The organism is Longimicrobium sp. (genome assembly GCA_036389135.1).
In the GTDB taxonomy this organism is placed as follows: Bacteria; Gemmatimonadota; Gemmatimonadetes; order Longimicrobiales; family Longimicrobiaceae; genus Longimicrobium.
The window spans coordinates 110,861-136,141 of sequence record DASVQP010000052.1; the positions used below are offsets into that span (position 1 = coordinate 110,861).

At 71.4% G+C, this 25,281-nt stretch carries 23 protein-coding genes; 20 read left to right on the forward strand and 3 right to left on the reverse strand.

Features of this window, described 5'->3' with window-relative positions; translation table 11 throughout:
• Positions 1–178 precede the first annotated feature (178 nt).
• The 3 genes from VF584_13100 to VF584_13110 all read right to left on the reverse strand — a co-directional run bounded on the left by VF584_13100 (position 179) and on the right by VF584_13110 (position 3,527).
• Positions 179–1,309 carry a hypothetical protein gene (locus tag VF584_13100; protein ID HEX8211104.1) on the reverse strand — a complete coding sequence of 377 codons (1,131 nt, stop codon included), beginning with the start codon at positions 1,307–1,309 and terminating at the stop codon, positions 179–181.
• Between the two features lie 29 nt (positions 1,310–1,338).
• Entirely contained in the window at positions 1,339–2,184 is an 846-nt protein-coding gene (locus VF584_13105) for an acyltransferase (GenBank protein ID HEX8211105.1), read from the reverse strand.
• A 425-nt stretch (positions 2,185–2,609) separates the two neighbouring features.
• A complete protein-coding gene (locus VF584_13110) occupies positions 2,610–3,527 on the reverse strand; it encodes a YegS/Rv2252/BmrU family lipid kinase (GenBank protein HEX8211106.1) in 918 nt (305 codons plus the stop codon).
• 177 nt (positions 3,528–3,704) lie between these two features.
• Between VF584_13110 and VF584_13115 the strand changes: the two genes are divergently transcribed.
• The 20 genes from VF584_13115 (at position 3,705) to VF584_13210 (ending at position 25,269) form a co-directional block, all read left to right on the forward strand.
• Positions 3,705–4,136, forward strand: coding sequence for a division/cell wall cluster transcriptional repressor MraZ (locus tag VF584_13115; GenBank protein HEX8211107.1), 432 nt, complete (start codon positions 3,705–3,707; stop codon positions 4,134–4,136).
• Positions 4,137–4,161: 25 nt separating this feature from the next.
• Positions 4,162–4,353: a hypothetical protein gene (locus VF584_13120; protein ID HEX8211108.1), complete on the forward strand. Its 192-nt coding sequence runs from the start codon at positions 4,162–4,164 to the stop codon at positions 4,351–4,353.
• Complete coding sequence (gene rsmH / locus VF584_13125) at positions 4,350–5,285, forward strand: 16S rRNA (cytosine(1402)-N(4))-methyltransferase RsmH (protein ID HEX8211109.1); 936 nt, start codon at positions 4,350–4,352, stop codon at positions 5,283–5,285. The genes VF584_13120 and rsmH overlap by 4 nt, the downstream gene beginning before the upstream one ends.
• Positions 5,282–5,668 (forward strand): septum formation initiator family protein, encoded by a 387-nt coding sequence (locus tag VF584_13130; protein HEX8211110.1) that lies wholly within the window; start codon positions 5,282–5,284, stop codon positions 5,666–5,668. Before rsmH ends, VF584_13130 begins: the two co-directional genes overlap by 4 nt.
• Positions 5,665–7,668 carry a penicillin-binding transpeptidase domain-containing protein gene (locus tag VF584_13135; protein ID HEX8211111.1) on the forward strand — a complete coding sequence of 668 codons (2,004 nt, stop codon included), beginning with the start codon at positions 5,665–5,667 and terminating at the stop codon, positions 7,666–7,668. The genes VF584_13130 and VF584_13135 overlap by 4 nt, the downstream gene beginning before the upstream one ends.
• Positions 7,668–9,167, forward strand: a complete 1,500-nt coding sequence (locus VF584_13140; protein HEX8211112.1) for a UDP-N-acetylmuramoyl-L-alanyl-D-glutamate--2,6-diaminopimelate ligase — start codon at positions 7,668–7,670, stop codon at positions 9,165–9,167. The genes VF584_13135 and VF584_13140 overlap by 1 nt, the downstream gene beginning before the upstream one ends.
• A complete protein-coding gene (gene murF / locus VF584_13145) occupies positions 9,164–10,579 on the forward strand; it encodes a UDP-N-acetylmuramoyl-tripeptide--D-alanyl-D-alanine ligase (GenBank protein ID HEX8211113.1) in 1,416 nt (471 codons plus the stop codon). Before VF584_13140 ends, murF begins: the two co-directional genes overlap by 4 nt.
• Positions 10,580–10,583: 4 nt before the next feature.
• Complete coding sequence (gene mraY / locus VF584_13150) at positions 10,584–11,690, forward strand: phospho-N-acetylmuramoyl-pentapeptide-transferase (protein HEX8211114.1); 1,107 nt, start codon at positions 10,584–10,586, stop codon at positions 11,688–11,690.
• 352 nt (positions 11,691–12,042) lie between these two features.
• Positions 12,043–13,419: a UDP-N-acetylmuramoyl-L-alanine--D-glutamate ligase gene (murD, locus tag VF584_13155; protein HEX8211115.1), complete on the forward strand. Its 1,377-nt coding sequence runs from the start codon at positions 12,043–12,045 to the stop codon at positions 13,417–13,419.
• Positions 13,416–14,636, forward strand: coding sequence for a putative lipid II flippase FtsW (gene ftsW, locus VF584_13160; protein HEX8211116.1), 1,221 nt, complete (start codon positions 13,416–13,418; stop codon positions 14,634–14,636). The genes murD and ftsW overlap by 4 nt, the downstream gene beginning before the upstream one ends.
• Positions 14,633–15,760 carry an undecaprenyldiphospho-muramoylpentapeptide beta-N-acetylglucosaminyltransferase gene (gene murG, locus VF584_13165; protein ID HEX8211117.1) on the forward strand — a complete coding sequence of 376 codons (1,128 nt, stop codon included), beginning with the start codon at positions 14,633–14,635 and terminating at the stop codon, positions 15,758–15,760. Before ftsW ends, murG begins: the two co-directional genes overlap by 4 nt.
• A 269-nt stretch (positions 15,761–16,029) precedes the next feature.
• Entirely contained in the window at positions 16,030–17,439 is a 1,410-nt protein-coding gene (murC, locus tag VF584_13170) for a UDP-N-acetylmuramate--L-alanine ligase (GenBank protein ID HEX8211118.1), read from the forward strand.
• Entirely contained in the window at positions 17,439–18,188 is a 750-nt protein-coding gene (locus tag VF584_13175; GenBank protein HEX8211119.1) for an FtsQ-type POTRA domain-containing protein, read from the forward strand. Before murC ends, VF584_13175 begins: the two co-directional genes overlap by 1 nt.
• Positions 18,189–18,311: 123 nt before the next feature.
• Positions 18,312–19,571 carry a cell division protein FtsA gene (gene ftsA / locus VF584_13180; protein HEX8211120.1) on the forward strand — a complete coding sequence of 420 codons (1,260 nt, stop codon included), beginning with the start codon at positions 18,312–18,314 and terminating at the stop codon, positions 19,569–19,571.
• A 76-nt stretch (positions 19,572–19,647) separates the two neighbouring features.
• Positions 19,648–20,889 carry a cell division protein FtsZ gene (gene ftsZ / locus VF584_13185; protein HEX8211121.1) on the forward strand — a complete coding sequence of 414 codons (1,242 nt, stop codon included), beginning with the start codon at positions 19,648–19,650 and terminating at the stop codon, positions 20,887–20,889.
• A gap of 225 nt (positions 20,890–21,114) precedes the next feature.
• On the forward strand, positions 21,115–22,404 hold the full coding sequence (locus tag VF584_13190) for a peptidoglycan DD-metalloendopeptidase family protein (protein ID HEX8211122.1): 1,290 nt from the start codon (positions 21,115–21,117) through the stop codon (positions 22,402–22,404).
• Complete coding sequence (hisA, locus tag VF584_13195) at positions 22,397–23,158, forward strand: 1-(5-phosphoribosyl)-5-[(5-phosphoribosylamino)methylideneamino]imidazole-4-carboxamide isomerase (protein HEX8211123.1); 762 nt, start codon at positions 22,397–22,399, stop codon at positions 23,156–23,158. Before VF584_13190 ends, hisA begins: the two co-directional genes overlap by 8 nt.
• On the forward strand, positions 23,158–23,391 hold the full coding sequence (locus tag VF584_13200; protein HEX8211124.1) for a hypothetical protein: 234 nt from the start codon (positions 23,158–23,160) through the stop codon (positions 23,389–23,391). Before hisA ends, VF584_13200 begins: the two co-directional genes overlap by 1 nt.
• 308 nt (positions 23,392–23,699) lie before the next feature.
• Positions 23,700–23,930 (forward strand): hypothetical protein, encoded by a 231-nt coding sequence (locus tag VF584_13205; protein HEX8211125.1) that lies wholly within the window; start codon positions 23,700–23,702, stop codon positions 23,928–23,930.
• A gap of 286 nt (positions 23,931–24,216) precedes the next feature.
• Entirely contained in the window at positions 24,217–25,269 is a 1,053-nt protein-coding gene (locus VF584_13210; protein HEX8211126.1) for a GntG family PLP-dependent aldolase, read from the forward strand.
• Positions 25,270–25,281 lie beyond the last annotated feature (12 nt).

Sequence of the window (25,281 nt, forward strand, 5' to 3'; positions counted from 1 at the left end):
AATTCCCGGTGATTTACACGAGTCGGCTTTCAGGGTCCGGTCAAGGACGCCGGAATGTAAGCGCCGCGCCGATGCCTGTCAAAACCAACAACTTATCTCATTCCGGGGTCAAACGAATGGAGGCACGGAGAACGAGTCTCTCCGTGCCTCCTTTCCGCGTTTCTCCGATCCAGCCGCGTCAGCGCATCGCCCCGGGGTCCATTCCGTTGCGGCGGCACCACTCCGCGTAGGCAAAGGGCGAGATCTCGGACGGCTTGATCTCGCTGCGCCCGCCCCAGAAAACGTTGGTGTAGCCGACCGGGATGCCCGCCTCTTCCAGGTGCTGGTCGATGGCGGCCTTGTGGGCGAGCACCGTCTCCTTCTCGGTGCCGTGCGCCACGCCCATGATGTTGACGCCGCCGAACTCCGGCCCGCCCTCGCGCCAGTAGGCGTGCGTCATCACGAAGTGGCGGCCCACCTCACGCCCCGCGTCCAGCTCGCGCCCCTGCGGCACGCGCCAGTGGAAGAGGGCGTTGTAGCGCGTCACCCGCTCCCCCGCGGCGTTGGGCTTGTAGTGCTCGAGGAAGGTGGAGAAGCGCCCGATCACGCCACGCCGGTTGAGGTCGCGCGCGATCTGGAGAAACCGCTCCAGCCGCACGCCCGCTTCCTCCGCCCGCGCGGTCCACGGATGGTCGGTGATCTCCTCCGCGGCGAACTCGCGCTTCAGAGCCTCCAGGATGCGCCATTCGAGGTCCGACAGCTCCACGATGTTGGTGTCGAGCACCTGGCCCAGCTCTTCGGAGCGGGCGCCGGGCTCCAGCCCGCGCCGGCGCACGTGGCCCACTCCCAGCGCGAACAGCTTGTGGGCCGGGAGGAGCTTGTAAGCGAGGGCGCCGGTGCGCTCCATCAGGAAGCGCGCGTGCTTCTCCATCGAAAAGCCCTGCGGCACCTTGAGCGTCGTCCACAGCCGGTACTTGGAGCCCTGCGTCTCGCGGTCGGTGGAGCGGATGACGACGTGGCCGGAGAACGGGTCCTCGCGGAACATGTACTCGAAGGCGTCGTCCAGCCGCTCGGGCGGCACCTGCCACGCCACCAGCGCGCCGGGGGCCAGGTTGGTGGCCATCAGCGTCTGCCGCACGCGGCGGATGGTGCCCGACGCGAGCATCGCGCGGATGCGCTCCAGCACCGTCTCCAGATCCACCTCGCTGAGGCGGGCGATCTCCTGGAACGGCTCGTCCTGGAACCCCTGCACCCGGTCCTCGGAGACGGCCAGGATGCGGCCGTTGACGGGATCGGTGGTCTCCACCGGCACGGTGGTCGTATCGCTCATGGTCTGCAGGGCTCGTGTGGTTGCGCCGCTCACCCTTCTCCCGCGGCGGATGCCCCGGAGGCGGTCCCTTCGCTGCGCAGCGTCACCTTGTACACCTCGGGCGGCGCGTTGGGCTTCACCCGCACCGACTTGGCGGGGATGCCCACGTTGACGTGGTAGGCGCGCACGTCCTTGGTGGCCACCGCCATCGCCCCCACCATCGCGTTCTCCCCCACGTGCGTCCCGGCGAGCACGGTGGCGTGGTAGGTGATGCGCACGCCGTCGCCGAGCACCGTCTGCAGGTTGCTGACGTCGCGCTGGTCGACGATGGAGTGCGTGTGGGAGTAGATGTTGGCGTAGTCGGAGATCGACACGCCGTTCCCCAGTACGATCCCGCCGCGGTCGTCGAGCAGGACGTTGCGGTGCACCACCACGTCGTCGCCCACTTCCAGGTTGTAGCCGTACGTGAACTCCACGAAGTGGAAGCACTTGAAGTTCTTGCCCACGCGCTTGAAGAGGTACGGCGCCAGCGCGCGGCGGAAGTGCACGCCCAGGTGCACGTTGCCGCCCATGGGGCTGCGGTCGAACATCTGCCACATCCAGAGCAGCGGCTTCCGCTCGTTGAAGCGCTCCACGTCCACCTCGGCGTAGTACTCGGGCTCCAGGGTGACGTTGCGTGCGTCCATCTGCGCCAGCGACGCCTGCACCGCGAGCGGGAGGTTGCGCGGGTCCACGCCGGCCATCCCCGGATACCAGAGCGCGGTGAGTGTCTGGCGGCACAGCTCCCAGCGGTCGTCGCCGCGGGCCAGCGCCTCCTGCAGCTCCCCGAGCCACCGGTCGTACAGCGCGGTCGCCTCGGCGGCCGGGTCCAGTTTGCGCAGCGGATATATGGGCATCGGGCGGGGCTTCGCGGGTGTGCTTTTGGGTGGTGCTCCAGGGCGGAAAGGTAGAGCGGGGGCGGGCGGGGAGTCAAACGGGGGCCCTCTCCCCGCTCGTTCCTCGCTGCCCCTCCCCAAATTGCGGGGGAGGGGCGGGGGCGGGCACGGGCAGCCACGTGGGGCGGCCCCCACGGGTTATGTGCGGAGGGCGGGGGTCGCGGTGGGGGAGAGGGTGGGCAGACACGTAGGTCTGCCCCTACCAGTGACGGGTGTCGGTCCGGCGGGCGGCGGTCGCGGTGGGGGCGAGGGCGGGCGCGATAAATCGCGCCCCTACGGCATCGGTGTGCGCCAGGGATGCCGAACGGCGCCGCGCGCTGCGCTACGCGCGGATGCACGCAAAACGCCCCTCCCCCAGGTAGTTATTGGGGGAGGGGGCCCCGGCCCTACCCCTCCGCGCCGTCCGGAGGCCCCGGCGCCATCACCGTGATCTGGCGGGGGAGCATGCGGTACTCGAACCGGCGGGCCGACATCGGCTCGCCGTCCACGTTCACGCTCAGCTCCACCTCCGCCTCCACGGTCACGCTGCGCACCTTGCGGTACACCACCTTTTCGTGCTCCACGTGGTTGCCGGCGCGGAGCTGCGGGGCGATGCGCACGAACTCCATGTGCGTCATCGCCTCCACGATGCACACGTCCAGCAGGCCGTCGGAGAGGTCCGCCTCGGAGGTGAGGCGCACGCCGCCGCCGGTACGCTGCGCGTTGCCCACGGCGAAGATCAGGAAGTCGCCGTCGTGCAGCACCTCGCGGCCGGAGGTGAAGCGCGCCTTGCACGGGGTGAGCGTCACGAACTTCTTCACCCCCGTCACCACGTAGGCGATCGGGCCCAGCATGCGCTTCAGCTCGTCCGACGCCTCGTCCGTCGCCTCGGCACCGAAGCCGCCACTGGAGACGTTGAGGAAGCAGCGCCCGTTCAGCGCGGCCAGGTCCACGGGGTAGCCGGTACCCTCCACCGCCACGGCGAGCGCCTGCTCCGGGTCTTTGGGGACGCGCAGGCCCCCCGCGAAGTCGTTGGCCGTGCCCAGCGGGATCACCGCCAGGCGCGGCAGCTCGTCGTGCCCCCCGGCCTCCGCCCAGTCGTTGAGCCCGTTCACCACCTCGTTGATGGTGCCGTCGCCGCCTGCCGCCACCACCACCTCGGCACCGCGCTCCGCCGCCTCCGTGGCGAAGCGGCGCGCGTCGCCCGCCTCGAAGGTGATGTGCCCGCGCACCTGGTGGCCGGCCTCGCGCAGCGACTCGACCCCGCGCCGGATCGCCTCGACGGCGGCGGGGGTGGACGGGTTGATGACGATCTCCAGGTGCAAGGGCGGCGCTCCGGGGCGGCGTGGTGTGGGTTGCGCGGCGCCGGGGAGCAAGAACCCCGCCAGGCACCTTCGGCACATCTTCTCCTTGACCTTGCCGGGAAACGCGTTAGGTTGGGGCTCAGTGGGATGAAGTGGGGAAGAGTGGGATGCCGCGGGGTGCCCTCGTCTACGGATCGAATGACCGGCTTCCTGGGAAGCTTCCATCACAACGTCGACGAAAAGGGCCGCCTCAGCCTTCCCGCCTCCTTCAGGCGGGAAGGCCAGGAACAGCCCTTCGTGCTGGTGCACGTCTTTCCGGACGCGCTCACGCTGTACCCCCGGTCCGCCTGGGCCGAGGTGGAGGGGCGCCTGCGAGAGGTGCTCCGGCTGCAGCCGCAGGCCCGCCCCTGGGTCCTCAAGGTGACGGCCAACGCCTGCGAAGTCGTGCCGGACAAGCAGGGGCGCATCCTTGTGCCCCAGCGGCTGCAGGAAGCGGTGGGGATCGATGGGGCCACGCTGGTGGTGGGCGCCATCGACCGCATCGAGCTGTGGGACCCGGCGCGCTTCACCGCCGCCACCGAGATGCCCGTGCCGGACGCCGCGCGCTTCATGCACCAGATCTTCGGCTAGCCTACCCCTTCCCGGGCCTCGCCACGTGACCACCGAGCCGCACATCTTCAACTTCGCCCTGCTGGCGGAGCCCGTCCTGGCATGCGCCGCGGACCGGCACCTGGGACCCTACCTGGTGCTCCCCGCGCTGTCCGGGTGGGCCGGTGCGGACTGGTGCCGCTGCCGCGCCTGCGGAAGCACCGTCACCCGCGCCACCTCCATGCGCAACGCCGCGTGAGCTACGACACGCCGTACCACGCCCCCGTCCTGGTGGAGGAGGCGATGGAGCTTCTGCGGCCAGAGCGCGGCGGCCTCTATCTGGACGGCACGCTGGGCGGCGGCGGGCACGCGGAGGCGCTGCTGGAGCGCGGGCCGGAGGCGCGGCTGATCGGGGTGGATCGCGACCCGGACGCGCTGGCGGAGGCGGGGGCGCGGCTGGAGCGCTTCGGGGAGCGGGCGCGGCGGGTGCGCGCCAACTTCGCGGACGCGGTGGAAGCGGCCGGCGTGGAGCCGGGGACGCTCAACGGCGTGCTGCTGGACCTGGGGATCTCGTCGCACCAGATCGACGCGGACGCGCGCGGCTTCACCTTTCGCCCCGGCGCGCCGCTGGACATGCGCATGGCGCAGGGCTCCGCCGGCGAACCGAGCGCCGCCGACCTGCTGGCCGCGCTGGACGAGGAGGAGCTGGCGAACCTCTTCTATCGCTTCGGCGAGGAGCGCAAGTCGCGCAGGCTGGCGAAGGTGATCGCGGAGATGCGGCAGGAGGCGCCGGTGGATACCAGCGACCGGCTGGTGGAGGCGATGCGGCGCGGGCTGGGCGGGAGGATCGAGGCGGCGGACAAGGCCCGCATCTTCCAGGCGCTGCGCATCGCCGTGAACGACGAGATTCCGTCGCTGGAGCGGGCGCTGGAGAGCTTCCGCGAGGCGCTGGCGCCGGGGGGCGTCTTCGCCGTGATGTCGTACCATTCCCTCGAGGACCGGCTGGTGAAGAACGCGTTCCGTGAGTGGAGCCAAGCCTGCATCTGCCCGCCGCAGATGCCCATGTGCAACTGCCGCGGCGTGGCGCTGGGCGAGACGCTCACCCGCAAGCCAGTGTCTGCCTCGCCGGCCGAGGTCGCCCGCAACCCGCGGGCACGCTCCGTACGGCTGCGGGCGTGGAGGCGCGCGTGAGCTCCGCCGCGCTCGCAGCGGTACGCCCCGGCGCAAACCCGTGGGACCCGCCGCCGGCCGACCGCTCGGAGCGCCGCGCGCGCCGCCGTGGTGCGCTGCGCCGCCTCTTCTTCATCCTGGTGATGCTGGGCGCGCTGGCGTCGGTGGTGTGGCGGCAGACGGTGGGATACGAGCGCGAGCGCCAGCTTTCCGCCGTGCGCGCCGAGCTCTCGCAGGCCGAGGCGGAGCGCGTCGAAGTCACCAACCGCATCCAGGCGCTGCAGACCCGCGCCCGCATCACCCGCGTGGCGCGCGAGCGCCTGGGGATGCACGTCGCACGTGACGAGGAGATCGTGATGCTCCCCGTTCCCGCCACCACCCCGGCGCCGCCGGAGGCCCCTTGAGCGCCAAGCGCACCCGCCCCGCCCTCACCTCGCCCGAGCGCATCGCCGGGCGGCAGAAGCTCCTCCTGGCGTCGTTCGGCGTGGCCGCGATGCTGGTGGTGGGTCGCGCCGTGCAGCTCCAGGGCTTCCAGGGGGCGGAGTGGAAGGCGGAGGCCGCCAGCCAGCAGCAGGCGCGCGTGCCGCTTCCCGCGCGTCGCGGCGCCATCTACGACCGCGACGGCGTGCCGCTGGCGCTCACACGCGAAACGTACGAGGTGGCAGTCGCGCCCGCGGAGATCACCGACCGGCGCGAGGTGACGAAGCGGCTCGTGGACGCGCTGGGGCTGACGAAGTCGGCGGCGCGGCGCGCGACCGACGCGCGCCGCAAGTGGGTCGTGCTTCCCGGCCGCTTCACGGTGGAGCAGCGCCGCAAGCTGGGCGAGATGCGCGGGCTGCACCTGTCGCGCCAGCTGGAGCGCTTCTACCCGCAGGGCGACGTGGGGCGCGAGGTGATGGGCACGGTCTCGGCGGACGGGCGGGCGCTGGGCGGGATCGAGCAGGCGATGGACTCCGTACTGCGCGGCGCGGACGGCTTCAGCATCCAGCGCCGCAACGGGCGCGGCCGCAAGGAGTCGGCGGTGTCGCTCCCCGTGGCGCCCCCGCGTGACGGCGGCGACGTGTACCTGACGCTGGACTTCGACCTCCAGGAGATCGCGGACGCGGCGCTGGACGAGGCGATCCGCAACACCAACGCCTCCGGCGGCGACCTGCTGCTCACGGAGCCACGCACGGGGGAGATCCTGGCGGCGGTGTCGCGGCGCAAGGGATCGCGCGGGCTGGCGGCGTTCGTGGAGCCGTACGAGCCGGGCTCCATCCTGAAGCCGTTTTTCGTGGCCAACCTGCTGGCCGGGCGCCACGCTTCGCTCAACGACCAGGTGTTTGCGGAGAACGGGCGCTGGGCCGATCCGCACGGCCGCATCCACACCGACGTGCACCCGTACGGCATGCTGTCGCTGCGCGATGCACTGCGCGTCTCCAGCAACATCGGGATGGTGAAGCTGGTGCCGAAGCTGAGGCCCGCGGAGCAGTACGCCAACCTGCGCGACTTCGGCTTCGGCACGCCGACGGGGGTGGAGTACCCGGTGGAGTCGGGCGGGCGGCTGCCGAGGCCCGCGCGCTGGTCCAAGATGACCGCCGCCTCGCTTGCCACCGGCTACGAGGTCTCCGTCACGCCGGTGCAGATGGCGATGGCGTACGGCGCGCTCGCCAACCACGGCAACCTCATGGAAGCCCACCTCCTGCGCGAGACGCGCGGACCAGATGGCGGCACGCGCTGGAAGATGGAGCCGCGCGTGGTTCGCCGCGCCGTCCCGGCGGCGGTGACGGACGCGCTGCGCGAGGTGCTGATCACGGTGGTGTCGGACGGGTCGGCCAAGGCCGCGGCGCTCTCCACCTTTGAGGTGGCAGGGAAGACGGGGACGGCGCGGCGCACGGGGGCGAACGGGCGGTATGAGGCGGGGCAGTACAACGCCAGCTTCGTGTCGTACTTCCCGGCGCGCGACCCGCAGCTCGTCATCTTCGTGAAGCTGGACCGTCCGCAGGGCGACTACTATGGCGGCCTGACCGCGGCGCCGGTGACGCGCGCCACGCTTCAGGCAATCCTGGCGGCGCGCTCGCCCTCGCTGGACCGGCGCGCCCTGCTCGCCACGCGCATCCCCACGCCGTCGCAGCCGGCGCCGCGGCAGGTGGTGCAGCGCCGTCCGCGCGCCTCCGGCGGGGAGGGGACGTACGTCTTCGACTCGCTTCCGCAGGGCGCCGTGCAGGCCGCGGCGCCCAAGCGCGAGCCGGTGCCGGTGCCGGAGCTGGCGGGCCTGTCGCTGCGCGACGCCGTGCGCCGCCTGCACGCGCTTGGCTTCCAGGTGCGCGTGCAGGGCGCGGGCACGGTCAAGGGCACCCGTCCCGCCGCGGGCGCCGTGCAGCCGCGCGGCGGGACCGTCGTGGTGGTGGGGGCGGAGCGCTGATGACGACGCTCGGCGCGATCGAAGCGCGCCTGGAGCGCGAGGGGCTCCTCGCGGGCGGCGCGCGCCTCTCCGCGGACGACGCGGCGCGCCTGGTCGCGAGCGCCTCCGCGGACTCGCGCAAGGTGGGCCCGGGCGACCTCTTCTGCGCCATCGCCGGCACCGAGGGCGACGGGCACCGCTACCTGGCCGACGTCGCCGCTCAGGGCGCGGCCGGCGCGACGGTGGAGCGGCGCGACGACAACCTCACCTTCCCGCAGATCCCCGTCACCAGCGGGCGTCTGGCCGCATCGTACGCCGCGGCGGAGCTGTGGGGCGATCCCTGGAACGCCCTGACGCTGGTGGGCGTCACCGGGACGAACGGGAAGACGACCACGGCCGCCATCCTGCGCGACATGTTGTCCCGCCGCATGCCCACGGCGTACATCGGCACGCTGGGCGCGCTGGACGCGGGCGGCAAGGTGGTGCCGGGCACGGAGGGGCTCACCACGCCGGGGCCCATCGAGGCGGCGCGCTGGCTGCGCGGCTTCGCGGACGGCGGCGTGCGCGCGCTGGCGATGGAGGTGTCGTCGCACGCGCTGCACCAGGGGCGGATGGCGGCTGCGCGCTTCGACGCGGCGCTCTTCACCAACCTCACGCAGGACCACCTGGACTATCACGGGACGATGGAGGAGTATCGTTCCGCCAAGCTCCGCCTCCTCACGCTGCTCAAGGACGGCGCCGCCGCCGTCGTCAACGCGGACGACCCTGCGTGGGACGTCGTGGAGGCCGAGCGCGTGGTCCGCTTCGGAATGGAGCGCCCCGCCGACGTCCGCGCGGAGAAGGTACGCGTGGGCCCCGGCGGAATGGAGTGGACGCTGACCCTTCCCGACGGGAGTGCGGAGGTGAACCTCCCCCTCTTCGGCAACTTCAACGTCTCCAACGCCCTCGCCGCCGCGGCGACGCTCTGGTCGCTGGGGTGGGCGGCGGAGGAGATCGCGACCGGGCTCTCCACGATCCCCCAGGTGCCGGGACGGCTGGAGAGGATCGCCGGCCCGCCCGCGTCCGCCACCGTGCTCGCGGACTACGCGCACACCCCCGACGCGCTGGAGCGGGCCCTCGCCGCCGTCCGCCCGCTGGTGCAGGGGCGCCTGATCGTCGTATTCGGCGCCGGCGGCGACCGCGATCCCACCAAGCGGCCCGAGATGGGGCGCATCGCGGCGGAGGGGGCGGATCTCGCCATCGTCACCTCCGACAACCCGCGAACCGAAGACCCCGAGAAGATCCTGGACGACATCGAACGCGGCATGGGAAGTGCACCCCGCGTGCGACTTTCCGACCGCCGCGAAGCCATCCGGCGGGCGCTACTCGAGGCCGGCCAGGAGGACGTCATCCTCCTTGCCGGGAAGGGCCACGAGACGTACCAGATCGTGGGCCGCGAGAAGCGTTCGTTCGACGAGCGCGTGGTGGTGCGTGAAATCCTTGCCGAACGGGCAACGTCTGCGACCAGGGAATGGGTGTGAGCGGATTTCGATGGACTGCCGCCGAGGTGGAGCGCGCGCTGGGCACACGCGGGACTGAGGACGGCGACGCCGAGTATTCCGGCGTCTCCACCGACACACGAAAGATCGCGCAGGGGTCGCTCTTCGTGGCGCTGCGCGGAGCCAACTACGACGCGCACGACTTCCTCGCAGTCGCGTCGGAGGCCGGAGCGACGGCGGCGGTGGTGTCGCGGATGCCGGACGTGCAGCCGAGCGGGATGCGGCTCTACCTGGTGGACGACACGCTCCACGCCCTGGGCCGGCTGGCCCGCCACCGGCGCCGCGCGCTGAGCGGGCGGGTGGTGGCGGTGGCGGGGAGCAACGGGAAGACGACCACCAAGGAGCTCCTCCGCGCCGCGCTGGGCGCGAAGTTCCGGGTGCACGCCACCGAGGCCAACCTCAACAACCAGGTCGGCGTCCCCCTCACCCTCCTCGCCGCGCCGGAAGACGCGGAGGTGCTGGTGATCGAGACGGGGACCAACGAGCCGGGGGAGATCGCGCTGCTGGGCGCCATCGCCGAGCCGGACGTGGCGCTGATCACCTCCATCGGCGAAGAGCACCTGGAGGGGTTCGGGAGCGTGGCCGGCGTGCTGGAGGAGGAGCTCGCCATCCTCCCCTCCGTGCGCCCCGGCGGCACCGCCTTCGTGGCCGACGAGCCGCCCGAGCTGGTGGCGCGCTCCCTCACCATCCTGCGCGACTGCGTGCGGGTCGCGGGCTTCTCCGCCGACGCGGTCGTACGGCCGGAGGGCGAGGTGGAGGTGCGGCCGGATGGGAGCACCGCCTGGCGCTTCCGCGGCGTCGACGTCCACGTGCCGCTCCCCGGCATGCACAACGTGCGCAACGCCCTGCTCGCCCTCGGCGTCGCCGAGGAGCTTGGGGTTCCTCTGTCGGATGCGGCGCGCGGAATTGGGGCCATGTCGGCACCAAAGATGAGGAACGAGTGGCGCAGAGTGGGCACCGTGGGGGTGCTGGCGGACTGCTACAACTCCAACCCGCCCTCCCTGCGCGCCGCCGTCGAGCTGCTGGCCTCCATCCCCAGCGACGGGGCGAAGGTGGCCGTGGTGGGGACGATGCGGGAGCTGGGCGACCACGCGGACTCGCTGCACGCCGCCGCCGCCGAGCAGATCGCCGGGCTGGTGGGGCGGGGGATCGATCGGGTAGTGGCGACGGGCGACTTCGTGGCTGCGTTCGAGCCGCTCGCCGAAGAGCTGGGAGACCGCCTTGTCGCCGCGGACGACCCCATCGAGGCGTACGAGGAGCTTCGCCCCTCGCTGCACGGGAACGAGACGATCCTGCTGAAAGGGTCGCGCGGTGTGGCGCTGGAGAGGATCATCCCCCTGATCGAGCGGGACTTCGGCCAGCCGGCCGAGACCAACCAACACGCCGGGGCCTGACACGGTGCTCTACCACCTGCTGGTGCCGCTCGCGGAGTACAACGCGGCCTTCAACGTCTTCCGCTACCACACCTTCCGCGCCGCGGGGGCCGTGGTGACGGCGTTCCTGGTGGCCTTCTGGTTCGGGCCCGCCATCATCGGCCGGCTGCGCATGCTCAAGCTCGGGCAGATCGTGCGCACCGAGGGGCCGCAGACGCACCTGGGCAAGCGCGGCACGCCCACCATGGGCGGCGTGGTCATCGTGCTGGCTACCGTGATCCCCACGCTGCTCTGGGCGCGGCTGGACAACCCGTACACCGTCATCGCCATCGTGACGCTCCTCTGGCTGGGAGCGCTCGGTTTCATGGACGACTACCTCAAGATCACCCGCAAGGGGACGGACGGGCTGGCGGGGCGCTACAAGATCCTGGGCCAGGGCTCGCTGGGGCTCCTCCTGGGCGCCTTACTCGTCTGGTTTCCGCTCAGCGAGGTGCCGAGCACCTGGACGCAGATCCCCTTCTTCAAGAGCGTCCACCTGGAGTTCTTTTGGCCCGTCTACATCCTGTTCGTGACGTTCGTGCTGGTGGGGTGCTCCAACGCGGTGAACCTCACGGACGGGCTGGACGGGCTGGCGGCGGGGCTCTCGGCGATCGCGGCTGTGACGTTCGGGCTCTTTGCCTACCTCTTCGGCCGCGTGGACATCTCGGACTACCTGAACCTCTTCTACCTGCCGGGCGCGGGCGAGCTGGCGATCTTTTGCGTGGCGCTGGCCGGCGGGTGCATGGGCTTCCTCTGGTTCAACGCACACCCCGCCGAGGTGTTCATGGGCGACACCGGCTCGCTGGCCATCGGCGGCGTGCTGGGGGCGGTGGCGGTGCTGCTGAAGGCGGAGTTCCTGCTGGCCATCGTGGGCGCGGTGTTCGTGGCCGAGGCGCTCTCGGTAATGTCGCAGACCGTCTACTACAAGTGGACGAAGAAGCGAAGCGGCGTGGGCAAGCGCATCTTTCGCATGGCGCCGCTGCACCACCACTTCGAGCAGATCGGGTGGCACGAGAGCAAGGTGATCATCCGCTTCTGGATCGTGGGGATCATGTGCGCCCTCGCCGCCGTCGCCACGCTCAAGATCCGGTGAACCACCCCCTCCTGAGCGGAGCGCCGCTCAAACGCGTGCGCCGTTCCGCACTCTGGCGCGAAGCGAAGGAAGCGGGCCCTGCCGCGCACTCGGATACATCCGATGTTGGGACGCGCGTGCGTGGCAATCGGCGCAAGAGGTACGCGAAGGAGCGCCGCTGCCGAATCCGTATCAGCCGGCGGGTGGTCGGGTCAGGTGCGGCAAGCACGGGTCGCGACGAATTGGCTGGGAACATGGGATGGGAGGGTGCGGGCGGCGAAGCCCGTCTCCTTCACTCCGCGCCACATGACCGCGCGGGTGCAGGGTCGGCGCGGCGCTCCGTTCAGGAAGTGGTAGGGCGGGGGGCTCGGGTATGAGCCGCACGCTCGCCGGCGAAACGATCGGGGTGCTCGGGCTGGCGCGGAGCGGGATGGCGGCGGCGCGGCTGGCGCTGGCGCGCGGGGCAAAGGTCTACGCCAGCGACGCCGGCAGCGGGCCCGCGGCGCAGAAGGCCGCCGAGGAGCTGCGCGCGCTGGGTGGCGACGCGGAGACGGGCGGGCACGACCTGGCGAAGCTGGCGGCGTGCACGCGCATCGTCCTCTCCCCAGGCATCCCGCCGACGGCAAGGGTCCTCCGCGATCCGGCCATCGCGCACGTGCCGGTGATCCCCGAGGTGGAGCTGGCGTACGAGCAGCTCGGGTCGCGCGTGATCGGCATCACGGGGACCAACGGGAAGACGACGGTCACGGGGCTGATCGAGCACATCCTGCGCGCCGCCGGGCGCGACGCGGTGGCGGGCGGCAACATCGGCACGGCGCTGAGCGAGCTTGCGCTGCGCGAGCCGCAGCCGGAGATCGCGGTGGTGGAGACCTCGTCGTTCCAGCTCGGGATGGTCCGCGAGTTCGCGCCGGAGATCGGAGTGCTGACCAACCTGGCGCCCGACCACCTGGACTGGTACCCGGACGTGGAGGCGTACTACGCGGACAAGGCCAACCTCTTCCGCAACGCCACCCCCGCCAGCCGCTGGGTGCTGAACGCCGAGGACGAGCGCGCCCGCCTCCTTCCGGGGGATGCGCCGGGGGAGCGCTTCTACTTCCGCGTCGCATCGCAGCCGGAGGATGGAGAGCGCGGCGGCTTCCTGGACCCGGAAGGGTGGCTCACGCTGCGGATGGACGGCGAGACCGAGGAAGCGCTGGCTCCCGCGCACGAGCTCAGGATCCTGGGTCCGCACAACGCCGCCAACGCCCTCGCCGCCGCGCTGGCCGCGCGGCTTGCCGGGGCGGATGCAAAAGACATCGGGCACGCGCTGCGCGGATTCGAGGCGCCCGCGCACCGCCTGCAGCCCGTGGGCGAAAAGGGCGGCGTGCTCTGGGTCAACGACAGCAAGGCGACCAACATCGCCTCCACCCGCGTCGCGGTGCGGGGGATGACGCGGCCCGTCGTCCTGCTGCTGGGCGGGCGGCACAAGGGCGAGCCGTACACGGAGCTCCTCCCAGAGCTGGGCCCCAACGTCCGCGCGGTGGTGGCGTACGGCGAGGCAGCCCCGATCGTGCAGAGCGACCTTGCCGGTCACGTCCCGGTCGAACGCGTGGACGGATCGTTCGAAGAGGTGGTGCGCCGCGCCCGCGAGCTGGCGCGCGAGGGCGACGCCATCCTCCTTTCGCCCGCGTGCAGCAGCTTCGACATGTTCCCCAACTACGAAGAGCGGGGCCGGCGCTTCGCCGAGCTCGCCGCCGAGGATCGCACGTGATCACCCTGCCAGGCCGCCCCCGCGCCGAAGCCCGTCCCGCCCAGCCGCCGGTCCCCCCGCGCGACCGGCGCCCCGCCGCGCCCCGCCCGGCCGCCGCCAGGGTTGCCCGCGCCGAGTCCACGCTGGAGTCGCGCGCGCTCGTCGCCCTCACCGCCGTGGCGCTCTGCTTCGGGCTGGTGGAGATGTACAGCGCCTCGTCGTTCATCGCGCGCAGCGAGGACCTTCCGGGGCATTACTACGCCCTCAAGCAGCTGCGGGCCGTCGCGGCGGGCGTGCTGATGGCCGCCATCATCTCGCGGCTCGACTACCGCCGCTTCCGGCTGTGGGCGTGGCCGATGCTGATCGGCGTGGGGCTGATGCTGGTGGTGGTGATCATGCCGGGTACGGAGGCGATCGCGCCGCGCATCAACGGCGCGCGGCGCTGGCTGGACCTGGGGATGTCGTTCCAGCCGTCGGAGCTGGCGAAGCTGGTGCTGATCATCTGGACGGCGATGCTGGCGGTGAAGAAGGAGGACAAGCTCCACTCCATGAGCCGCGGCCTGGTGCCCTTTCTGATGGTGTGGGTGCCGATCGCGCTCCTCATCTTCCTGGAGCCCAACCTGAGCGCGGCGCTCCTCGTGGTCCTGCTCAGCGCGCTGGTACTCTTTGCGGGCGGGGCGCGGATCGGACACTTCATCGTGCTGGGGCTGATCGCCATCCCCGTCGTCTGGGCCAAGGTCCAGGACGCGGGCTACCGGATGAAGCGCATCGCCGCCTTCCTCGATCCCGGCAACGACACGCAGGGCGTCGCGTACCAGATCAACCAGTCGCTGATCGCCATCGGCTCCGGCGGGCTGGGCGGGGTGGGTTTCGGCAACTCGCGCCAGAAGTTCGGCTTCCTTCCCGAGGCCCACAACGACTTCCTCTTCTCCATGATCTCCGAGGAGTGGGGGCTGGTGGGCGTGCTGTTCGTCGTGGCGGTCTTCGCGGGGTTCCTGGTACTGGGCTACCGCATCGCGGCGCGCGCGCCGGACCGCTTCGGCTACCTGGTGGCGCTCGGGATGACCAACCTGATCGTCGTCACCGCCTTCCTCCACATGGGCGTCGCAATGGCACTGCTGCCGACCACGGGCTTCACCCTTCCCTTCATGTCGTACGGGGGGAGCGCGCTGCTCACCTACTTCGTGGCGGTCGGCGTGCTGCTGAGCGTGGCCCGCACGCGGGGGACGGCCGCATGACGCCGCCCCGCATCCTCTTCGCCGGCGGCGGAACCGGGGGGCACCTGTACCCCGCGCTCGCCCTGGCCGACGCCTTCCAGCGGATGCACCCCGGCGCGGAGGTGATGTTCATCGGCGCGCGGCGCGGCGTGGAAGCTCGCGTGCTGCCGGAAAAGGGCGTCCCGCACCGCCTCCTTCCGCTGGAGCCGATCCGCAGGCAGAAGCCGTGGCAGAACTGGCGGCTGATCCCCGCGATGCTCGGCTCGGCGACCGGGCTGCGCTCCGTCTTCCGCTCCTTCAAGCCCGACCTGGTGGTGGGGACGGGCGGCTACGCGAGCGGACCCGCCGTGGCGTGGGGGGTGATGCGGGGGGTGCCGACCGCGCTCCAGGAGCAGAACTCGTATCCGGGCTTCGTCACGCGCACCATGAGCGGCCGGGTCCGCCAGCTTCACCTCGCCTTTCCGGAGGCGCGCGCGCACCTGAAGCCTGGGAAGCGCACGGAGGTGTTCGAGCACGGCAACCCCATCAACCCGCCCGACCTGACGCTGGACCGCGCCGCCGCCCGCGCCCGCTTCGGCCTGTCCGACGGCACGGTGTGCCTGGTGACGGGCGGCAGCCAGGGCGCGCGCTCGGTGAACGAGGCGCTGCTCGGCGCACTTCGCGGCGTGGCGGACGGGCGCCTTCCCGCGCCGCCGGCCGGCTTCCAGATCCTGTGGGCGACGGGCCCCGCGACGTACGACAAGACGGCCGAGAAGCTGGCGCAGGTGGGGAATCCGGGGTGGGTGCACGTCCTCCCCTACATCCAGGACATGCCGGGCGCTCTCGCCTCCGCCGACTTCTCCATCGCGCGCGCCGGGGCGATGACGCTGGCCGAGCTGTGCGCGTGGGGCATCCCCAGCATCCTCGTCCCCTTTCCGCACGCGGCGGCCAACCACCAGCACCACAACGCCGTCGCGCTGGCCGACGCGGGCGCCGCGGTGATGGTGGAGGAAAAGGACCTCGCGGCCGAGCGGCTGTGGACCGAGGTGATGGCGCTGGCCTCGTCGCCCGAGCGGCGCGAGGAGATCGCCGGGCATGCGCGCGAGCGCGGGCGCCCCAACGCGGCCGACCTGATCGTGCACGAGCTGACGAAGCTGATCGGGTGAATCCCAGGAGCGAATGAAGGCCGCTGGGAACACGCAAATCCGCCTTTGCGGATTCCGGGTCTGACCTCGCGTTTCTGGAGCCGGCTTCAGCCGCCTTCCCGTCGTTCCAGCCGGGGGATTCATCCCCCGGTGAGGCGGACGGGCCGATGTCGGCGGGAACGCCCCGATCCACGGGCACGGCCCCGCGAAGGCGGACATCGTGTAGCTCCAGCGGCGAATGTCTTCGCTCTGGATTCAGCAACTTTCCCAACCGTATTGCGGGCGGTATATTGAACGGATTCGATCTGGTGGAGCTGGCGGGGCGCGGGCCCGTGCATTTCATGGGCATCGGCGGGGCGGGGATGAGCCCGCTGGCCGACATGCTCATGCTTTCCGGCGTGCGGGTGACCGGGTGCGACGCGCATCCCAACCCCGCCAGCCGGCTGCTCGCCGAGCGCGGCGCCACGGTGCTGGAAGGCCACGGCGCCGCTCACATCCAGGATGCCGCCGCCCTGGTGATGACCGCGGCGATCCCGGCCGACCATCCCGAGATCCGCGCCGCTCGCGAGCGGGGGATCCCGGTGCTCAAGCGGGCCGAGGCGCTGGGCGCGATCGTCAACCACGGGCTCGTGGTGGGCATCGCGGGGACGCACGGAAAGACGACGACCACGACGCTCACCACCGCGGTGCTGGCCGCCGCCGGGCTCAACCCCACGGGCTTCGTGGGCGCGCACGTGCCGGCCTGGGGCGGCAACCTCCGCCGTGGCGACGACCACCTCTACGTGGTGGAAGCCGATGAATACGACCGCTCGTTCCACCATCTCCGCCCCACCATCGCCGTCGTGACCACCCTGGAAGCCGACCACCTCGACATCTACGGCTCGCTGGAAGCCGTCGAGGAATCGTTCCGCATCTTCGTGGACTCGGTCCCCGCGGACGGGCTGGTGGCGGCGTGCGCGGACGACCACGGGGCCGGGCGCCTCGCCGCCGCGCTCCCCGGCGACGCCGGCCGCGTTATGACCTACGGCGTCAACGCCGGCTCCATGCTCCGCGCGGAGAACGTGCGCATGGCCCCCATCGAGACGCTGTTCGAGGTGCGCGAGCGCGGAGAGCCGCTGGGAACCGCGCGGCTGCGCGCCCCCGGCCTGCACAACGTCCGCAACGCCCTTGCGGCGATCGCGGTGGGCCGGCGGCTGGGCGCGTCGTGGGACGCCATCGCGGAGGGGATCGCCTCGTACAGCGGAGTGGACCGCCGCTTCGAGCACGTGGGCGAGGCGGGCGGAGTGCTCTTCGTGGACGACTACGCGCACCACCCCACCGAGGTGTCCGCCACGCTGCGCGCCGCCCGCGAAGCCCACCCCGGCCGGCGCCTGGTGCTCGCCTTCCAGCCGCACCTCTACTCCCGCACGCGCGACTTCGCCCACGAGTTCGGCCAGGCGCTGGCGATGGCGGACGTCGTCTTCCTGACCGACGTGTACGCCGCGCGCGAGCTGCCGATCGAGGGAGTCAACGGGATGCTGATCGCCGAGCCCGCGCGCGCCGCCGGCGCCGACCTGCGCTACGTGCCGGACCGCGCCGCCATCGTGGGCGCCGTGGCCGCGGAGCTCCGCGAGGGCGACCTGTGCATCACCATGGGCGCCGGGAACCTGGACTCCGCCGCGCGCGAGCTGCTGGCCTCCCGCCGCCGGCCGACCGGCTGATGAAGCGCCGCACCCGCCGCATCGTCCTCGCCGCCGTCGCCCTCGTGGCGGCCTCGTCGCCCTTCTGGGGCCCGCCGCTGCTGCGCGTGACGCCGGGCTTCGAGACGCGCCGCGTGGAAGTCTCCGGCACACGCCTGCTGGCCCCGCACGAGGTGCTCGCCGCCTCGGGCGTGAAGATCGGCGGCAGCGTGTGGACGGACCCGGCCGGCTGGGAAGCCGCCCTCCGCCGCCACCCGGTCGTCGCCGAAGCGGAGGTCACGCGCCGCCTGCCGAACACGCTGCGCATCCGCGTGACGGAGAAGCGCGCCGCCGCCCTGGTGCAGGCCGGCACCCTGCGCCCCGTCACCGCCGAGGGTGAGGTGCTCCCGGTCGACCCCGCGCGTGTGCCGCTGGACCTGCCGCTCGTGCGCGCACCGGTGAAGCCGGACGCGCGCGGCCGCATTCCCGCGGGCCCGGTGCGCGCGCTTCTCGCGGAAGCGGGACGGCTGGGCGAGCTGGACCCGGCGCTGATGGCCCGGGTGAGCGAGGTGCGCCCCGACCCGTCCGGCGCGCTTCGCCTGGTGCTGAGCGCCCCCGCCGCCGAGGTGCTGATCCCCGCCGGCGCGGACGACGCCCGCCTGGTCCGCCTGCGCGCCGCGCTCGCCGACCTGGAGCGCCGCGTCCCCGCCGACTCGTCGCAGCGCCGCATTCGGGTGGACGCGCGGTGGGAGGATCAGATCGTGGTGAGGTTGCCGGAAAAGAAGTCCTGAGTCCTAAGTGCTAAGTCCTGAACTGCAGCACCTGGCACTTAGCACTTAGCACTTAGCACTTAGCACTTAGCACTTAGCACTTAGCACTTAGCACTTAGCACTTAGCACCTACTTCCCCCCCGGATGCGCCCTCAACTCGTCGCAGGACTGGACATCGGCTCCAGCAAGACCGCCGTCGTGATCGCCGAGGTGACCGGCGATTCCATCCACCGCGCCCAGGTCAAGATCCTGGGGGTGGGGCAGGCGCGCACGGGAGGCATCCGCCGCGAGATCGTCACCGACATCGAGGCCACCACCGAGTCCGTCCGCAAGGCGATCCAGGAAGCCGAGCTGATGGCGGGGGTCAAGGTGGAGCGCGTCTTCACCGGGATCGCCGGGGAGCACATCCATGCCTGGCCGTCGACCGGCGTCGTGGCCGTGGCGCGCTCCCCCGGCACCGACGGAGAGATCCGCCCCGGCGACGTGGACCGCGTGCACGAGGTGGCGCGCGCGGTGGTGATCCCCACCGACCGCGAGCTGATCCACGCCATCCCGCAGGAGTACATCGTCGACTCGCAGAACGGCATCCGCGATCCCGTGGGGATGGCGGGGACGCGGCTGGAGGCGGAGGTGTTCATCGTGACCGGATCGAGCCCGGCGGCGCAGAACATCCGCAAGGCCGTGAGCCGGGCCGGCTACGAGGTGGCCGAGCTGGTGCTGGAGCCGCTCGCTTCGTCCCTCGCCGTCATGAGCGAGGACGAGAAGGAGATCGGCACCGTGCTGGTGGAGCTGGGCGGCGGGACGACCGACGTAGCCATCTTCTACGAGCGCAAGGTGCGGCACCTGGCCTCGCTCCCCTGGGGCGGCGCCACCGTCACCAACGACATCGCCAAGGGCCTTTCGCTTCCGTACGCGGAGGCGGGGCGCGCAAAGGAGCGCTTCGGCGCCGCCCGCGCGGACCTGGTGGACCCCAACGAGACGTTCGAGGTCGCCGCGGCCGCCGCGGGTCAGACGCGCCACATCGCGCGCGAGCTGCTGGCGCACATCATCGAGCAGCGGATGGACGAGATCTTTGGGCTCGTCGCCGCCGAGCTGGAGAGGAGCGGGCTCGCGCCGGAGCTGGCCGGCGGCATCGTGCTGACCGGGGGCGGAGCGTCGCTGCACGGCATCGTGGAGCTGGCCGAGCGGAGCTTCGCCGGGCCCGTGCGCATCGGCGTTCCGGGGGAGGGTCTCGGCGGCCTTGCGGATTCGGTCCGCCGCCCCAAATTTGCTTCTGCCGCAGGACTCGCGCTGTATGGATCCCGCCGACTCATCTCGGAATCCCCCGAAGGGAGCGCGCCCGTTAACGCCTCCGTAAACGGCGTCATCAAGTGGATGAAAGATTGGCTCACGGACTTCTTTTGACCGTGCAGCCCCTGGATAGAGCATGCCCAGAAGACATGACGAGCACGTCCCTCCCACGCGCCTGGAGGACTAGAGGATGATCTTCGAGTACGAAGAGATTATGCCGCAGAACGCCCGCATGAAGGTGGTGGGCGTGGGCGGCGGCGGCGGAAACGCCGTCAACCGGATGATCGAGGAGGACCTGGAGGGGGTCGAGTTCATCAGCGTGAACACCGACGCCCAGGTCCTGAAGACCAGCAAGTGCCCCATCAAGCTGCAGATCGGGCAGAAGCTCACGCGCGGGCTCGGCGCCGGGGCGCGTCCGGAGATCGGGCGCCTGGCGCTGGAGGAGAACGCGGACGAGCTGCGCAAGGCGCTGGAAGGCGCGGACCTCGTCTTCATCACGGCGGGGATGGGCGGCGGCACCGGCACCGGCGCGGCGCCGGTGATCGCCGAGATGGCGCGCGAGATGGGGGCGCTGACCATCGCCATCGTCACCAAGCCCTTCATGTTCGAGGGGAAGAAGCGCCTCAAGCAGGCCGAGCTGGGCCTCGCGGAGCTGAAGCGCTGCGCGGATACGATGATCGTGGTGCCAAACGAGCGCCTGCTTTCGGTCGTCGGCAAAGGCACCTCGTTCAAGGATGCGCTCAAGAAGGCCGACGAAGTGCTTCTGCACGCCACCCAGGGGATCTCGGACCTGATCCGCGTGACGGGCGAGGTGAACGTGGACTTCGCGGACGTGCGCACGGTGATGAGCAACCGCGGCACGGCGCTGATGGGCACGGGCTTCGGCAAGGGGGAGAACCGCGCGGTGGAGGCGGCGCAGGAGGCGATCTCGTCGCCGCTGCTGGACAACATCTCCATCAAGGGCGCGGCCGGCGTGCTCATCAACATCACCGGCGGGATGGACCTGGCGATCGACGAGGTGACGACCATCTCCACCATCATCCAGGAAGCCGCCGGCGACGACGCCGAGATCATCTTCGGCGCGGTGCACGACAGCAACATGAAGGAAGAGGTGCGCGTCACGGTGATCGCCACCGGTTTCGAAAAGGAGGAGTTCGAGCGGTCGGACAACGTGATCCGCCCGGACTTCCGCGGCGGGCGCACTTCCGTGGAGCCGCGCACGCAGGCGACGCCGATGTACGGCACGCGGCAGGTGATGCCCTCGGGCGCCGTCTCGCCGCCGCCCGCGCCGGTGGAGACGCAGGCGTCCAGCGGCCGCGAATCGGCGGGGAGCACTCCGGTGCACAAGTTCCCGCCGCCGCGCCCCGCCCCGGACCCGCGCATGCCGAGCGACCTCGAAATCCCGACCTTCATTCGCCGGCAGATGGACTGAGGCGTGCCGGCGCATTAAGTTGTCGCGGTTTCATGAGCGAAGCGGGCCTGGGCGAAGGAATTTGCCCTGGCCGCTTCGCTCCCGCTTTTGCTGGTGGGAACAGCGGCCTCACACAGAGGCCACAGAGGATGACGGACAAGTCACAGAAGGACTTCTTCTGTTCTTTCAATTCCCTCTGTGTCTCTGTGTGAGCTGCCGTTCGGACATCCAAGCAGGGAGAGTCGGATGGCGCACTCGAAAAGCTTCTTCGCGCTCGGAGTGTTGGGCGGTCTGGGATTGGTACTCTCGTCGATTGGCGACAAGCCGCAGGACGAGAAGCCGCGGCGGGTGACGGTTCCGGTCGCGCAGGTCAGGGCCGCGCCTCGGCCGCTCGAAGTCTCGTACGCGGACACGCTCCGCAAGGGCGAGACGCTCTCGGAGCTGATGGGGCGCACGCGGCTCAACATCGAGGAGGCGCGCGCCCTTCTCGCGCACATCGAGGCGGTGCAGGACGTGCGCAAGGTGCGGCCGGGGCTCGTTTTGCGCTACACGCAGGCCACCTTTGACGGTCTGATGAAGCGCGCGGAGCTGGGGCTGGACCCGGACCACGTGCTCTCGGTGGAAGCGGGGAAGGAAGGGCTGGCGGCGCGCGTGGCCGAGGTGAAGGTGAGCCCCGACACGGCGGTGCTGGCCGGGACGGTGAAGTCGTCGCTCTACCAGGCCCTCATTGAGGGCGCGGGCGACGTTCCGCGCGCCGAGCGGCAGCAGATCGCAGACGTGCTGGCCGACCAGATCTTTGCGTGGAAGCTCGATTTCTCCAGCGATCTTCGCTCCGGCGACTCCTTTCGCATCGTCTACGAGCGGATGGCGCGGCCGGACGGCACCGCCCGCTCGGGGCGCGTCCTGGCGGTGCAGTTCGAGGTCGGCGGCAAGCTCCAGGAGGCCTACCTCTTCCGCCAGCACGGGCGCGACGACTACTTCGACGGCGACGGCGAGTCGCTGCGCCGCGCCTTCCTCCGCGCCCCGCTGGAGTTCCGCCGCATCTCCTCCACCTTCTCCACCGGCCGCTACCACCCCATCCTGCACCGCATGCGCGCCCACAAGGGCGTGGACTTCGCCGCGTCCCGGGGCACCCCGGTGCGCGCCGTCGGTGATGGCGTCGTGGCGCGTGCCGGGTGGAGCGGCGGGTACGGCAACGTGGTGCAGCTTCGGCACATGCGCGGCTACGGCAGCCGCTACGCGCACCTCTCGCGCTTCGCGGACGGCATCCGCGCCGGCACCCGCGTGCAGCAGGGCGACGTGATCGGCTACGTGGGGAGCACCGGGCTCTCGACGGGTCCGCATCTGCACTACGAGTTCCACAGCGACGGGCGCGCGGTGGACCCCAACCGGGTCAAGTTCATCACCGGCGAGCCGGTGGTGGCGTCCGCCAGGGGCCGCTTCCGCGCACTGGTTGAGCAGCGGATGGCCGTGATGGATCGCGCCGGATCGCCGCGCCTGGCCATGCGCACCTCGGGCGCGCGCGCAGGTGAGTGAATCCACCGCGCGCGGACCCCGTTTCGACCTCTTCCCCGCCATCGATCTGCGCCGCGGCCGCTGCGTGCGGCTCCAGAAGGGTGAGGCCGAGAGCGAGACCGTCTACAGCGACGACCCGGTCGCAATGGCGCGCACCTTTGCGGACGCGGGCGCGCGCTGGGTGCACGTGGTGGACCTGGACGCGGCCTTCGGCGACGGCTCCAACCGCGCGCTGATCCGCGAGCTCGCCGGCGCCGCCCCCCTGCGCGTGCAGACCGGCGGCGGCCTGCGCAGCGAGGACGACCTGGCCGAGGTGCTGGAGGCGGGTGTCGCGCGGGCGGTGATCGGCACGGCCGCGCTGGAGAACCCGGAGCTCGTCCGCCGCGCCGTGGAGCGCTGGGGCGCGGAGCGCATCGCGGTCGGCCTGGACGCGAGAGGACGCCGCCCCGCCGCCCGCGGCTGGACCGAGGAGAGCGGGGAAGACCTCTTCGACGTCGCCCGCTCGCTGGTGGGCATGGGCGTGCGCACCCTCATCTACACCGACATCGAGCGCGACGGGATGATGCAGGGGCCCAACCTCGTCATCGCCTCCGCGCTCGCCGGCTTCTCGGGCGCCGAGGTCATCGTCTCGGGCGGGATCTCCGGCATCGAGGACGTGGAGGAGGTCTACGCGGAGCGCCGCGCCGGCATCCGCACCGTCGGGGTCATCATGGGGAAGGCGATCTACGAGGGGAGGCTCGACCTAGCCGAGGCCGTGCGCCTGGTGGAGGGGTGATGCCGCAGGTGCACATGACGGGCGTGCGCTACGGCGTGCGGCGGGCGGCGCTGACCAGCGCCTTCCAGGCGTACACCGGAATGGGCACCGTCGAAGCCCGCCGCATGGCCGACGCCGTCGCCGCCGGCACCCGCATGACCCTCCGCGTCGAGGACCCGGACCAGGCCTACGACCTCGCCAACGAACTCGCCTCCCTCGGTGTCAACGCCGAAGCCGACGAGAGCGATTACTGACGCAGGGAAGGGCGGCTGCGGGAGCCCATCGGACGATCGCTCCGGTGGGCTTCGTGCGTTTGGGTGTTGGAGGCGGGCACCGCAACACCGGGGTGAATCCCACCACCGCCGGGGGCTAAAGCCCCCGGCTGGAACGACGGGAAGGCGGCTGAAGCCGGCTCGTGAGCCGCGGTGCGGGTGTAACTCGCCAGGGCTCGACGTCTGTGAGCGTCTGCTGACCGTGTTTTCACCTAGTCGTTGTGCGGTGGGAGTGCGGGTGGACAGATTGAAATCGCGGGCCTGAAGCTCACCGGGTGAAGGAGAGGCGATTGGCGGACGAGAAGGAGGAGATCGACACCCTGCTAAAGAGTGTCCGGGATGAGCCCGTCGACGAGGACATCCAGTACCGCCGATACGTGCTGGAGAAGATCCGCCGTGGGCTCGAATCGGCTGAGACGCAGCCGACGTTCACGCAGGAGGAAGCGAAGGCGCGTCTGCGGATATGGCGCGGGCGCGATGAATCGCACCCATACAAGGGTGAGGCGGCGCCAGGCCCTTGATGATCGGACGGATCTCGCCCCCGAGTCCGCGAAGGCGGACTTTGTGCTGTTGTTGCCGCGAGTTCACTCGCCCGGCCCAGTCTGGTCAGCCCGCCAGTCCCGCTCGCGCCACCAAGGCGCCACCGTCGGATCGACTTTCATAGGGGAGCTTGATTCGCGCCGTGGCGTGTGAGAAGTTTACGGTGTGGACGGGGCGGCACCTTGCCGGGTGAGCGCGGTGGCGGGATCTTGCGGGGCTCTGCCGCCGCATCCGGGCGGCGCACCGTAAGCCTGCCGCGAACCGACGATGCCCACCAAAGCCACACCCGTCGTAGACCTCCGCTCGGACACCGTGACGAAGCCGACGCCCGCGATGCGGCGTGCCATCGCCGAGGCGGAGGTGGGGGACGCGGTCCTGGGGGACGATCCTACAGCGGCGGAGCTGGAGCGGTACGGTGCCGAGCTGCTGGGGAAGGAAGCCGCGCTCTTCTTCCCCAGCGGGATCATGGCCAACCAGACCGCCCTGCTGGTGCTCGCCGCGCCCGGGACGGAGGCGGTGATCGACGACGGCGGGCACATCCTCAACTGGGAAGAGGCCGCCGCCTCCGCGTGGGGCGGCATCCAGCTCCGCGCGGTGCGCACGCCGGACGGGCTGCTGACCCCCGAGATCGTGGCCGAGGCGATCCGCCCGCCGAGCCCGTACGTCCCGCAGACTTCGGTCGTCTGCCTGGAGAACACGCACAACAGCGCGGGCGGGCGGGTGATGCCGCTGGATCAGCTGAGGGCGGTGGCGGCCGTGGCGCACGAGCGCGGGGTGGCCGTCCACCTGGACGGGGCGCGCCTCGCCAACGCATCCGCCGCCACCGGGGTGCCGATGGCGGACTTCGCGGCCGGGGCGGACACGGTGATGGTGGCGCTCTCCAAGGGGCTTGGCGCACCCGTGGGTTCGCTGCTGGCCGGGAGCGCGGCGCACATGGAGCGCGCCTGGCGCGTGCGGCGGCGGATGGGCGGCGGGATGCGGCAGGCGGGGATCCTGGCCGCGGCGGGGCTGCACGCGCTGCGCAACCACTTCCCGCTGCTCGCGGAGGATCACCGGCGGGCGCGCCTGCTGGCGGAGCGGGTCTCCGCGCTCACTGGCGTGGCTGCGCCGGTGCCGGATACCAACATCGTCATGATCGACCTGGTGGACCCGGCGCCGGAGCCGGCGGCGCTGCTGGCGGCGCTGGAGGCGCGTGGGGTGAGGCTCACGCAGTTCGGCGCGCGCAGGCTGCGGGCGGTCACGCACATGGACGTGGACGACGCGGGGATCGAGCGCGCGGCGGCGGTGCTGGAGGAGGTGCTGGGCTCCGGACGCGGCTGAGGATTCCGGGTG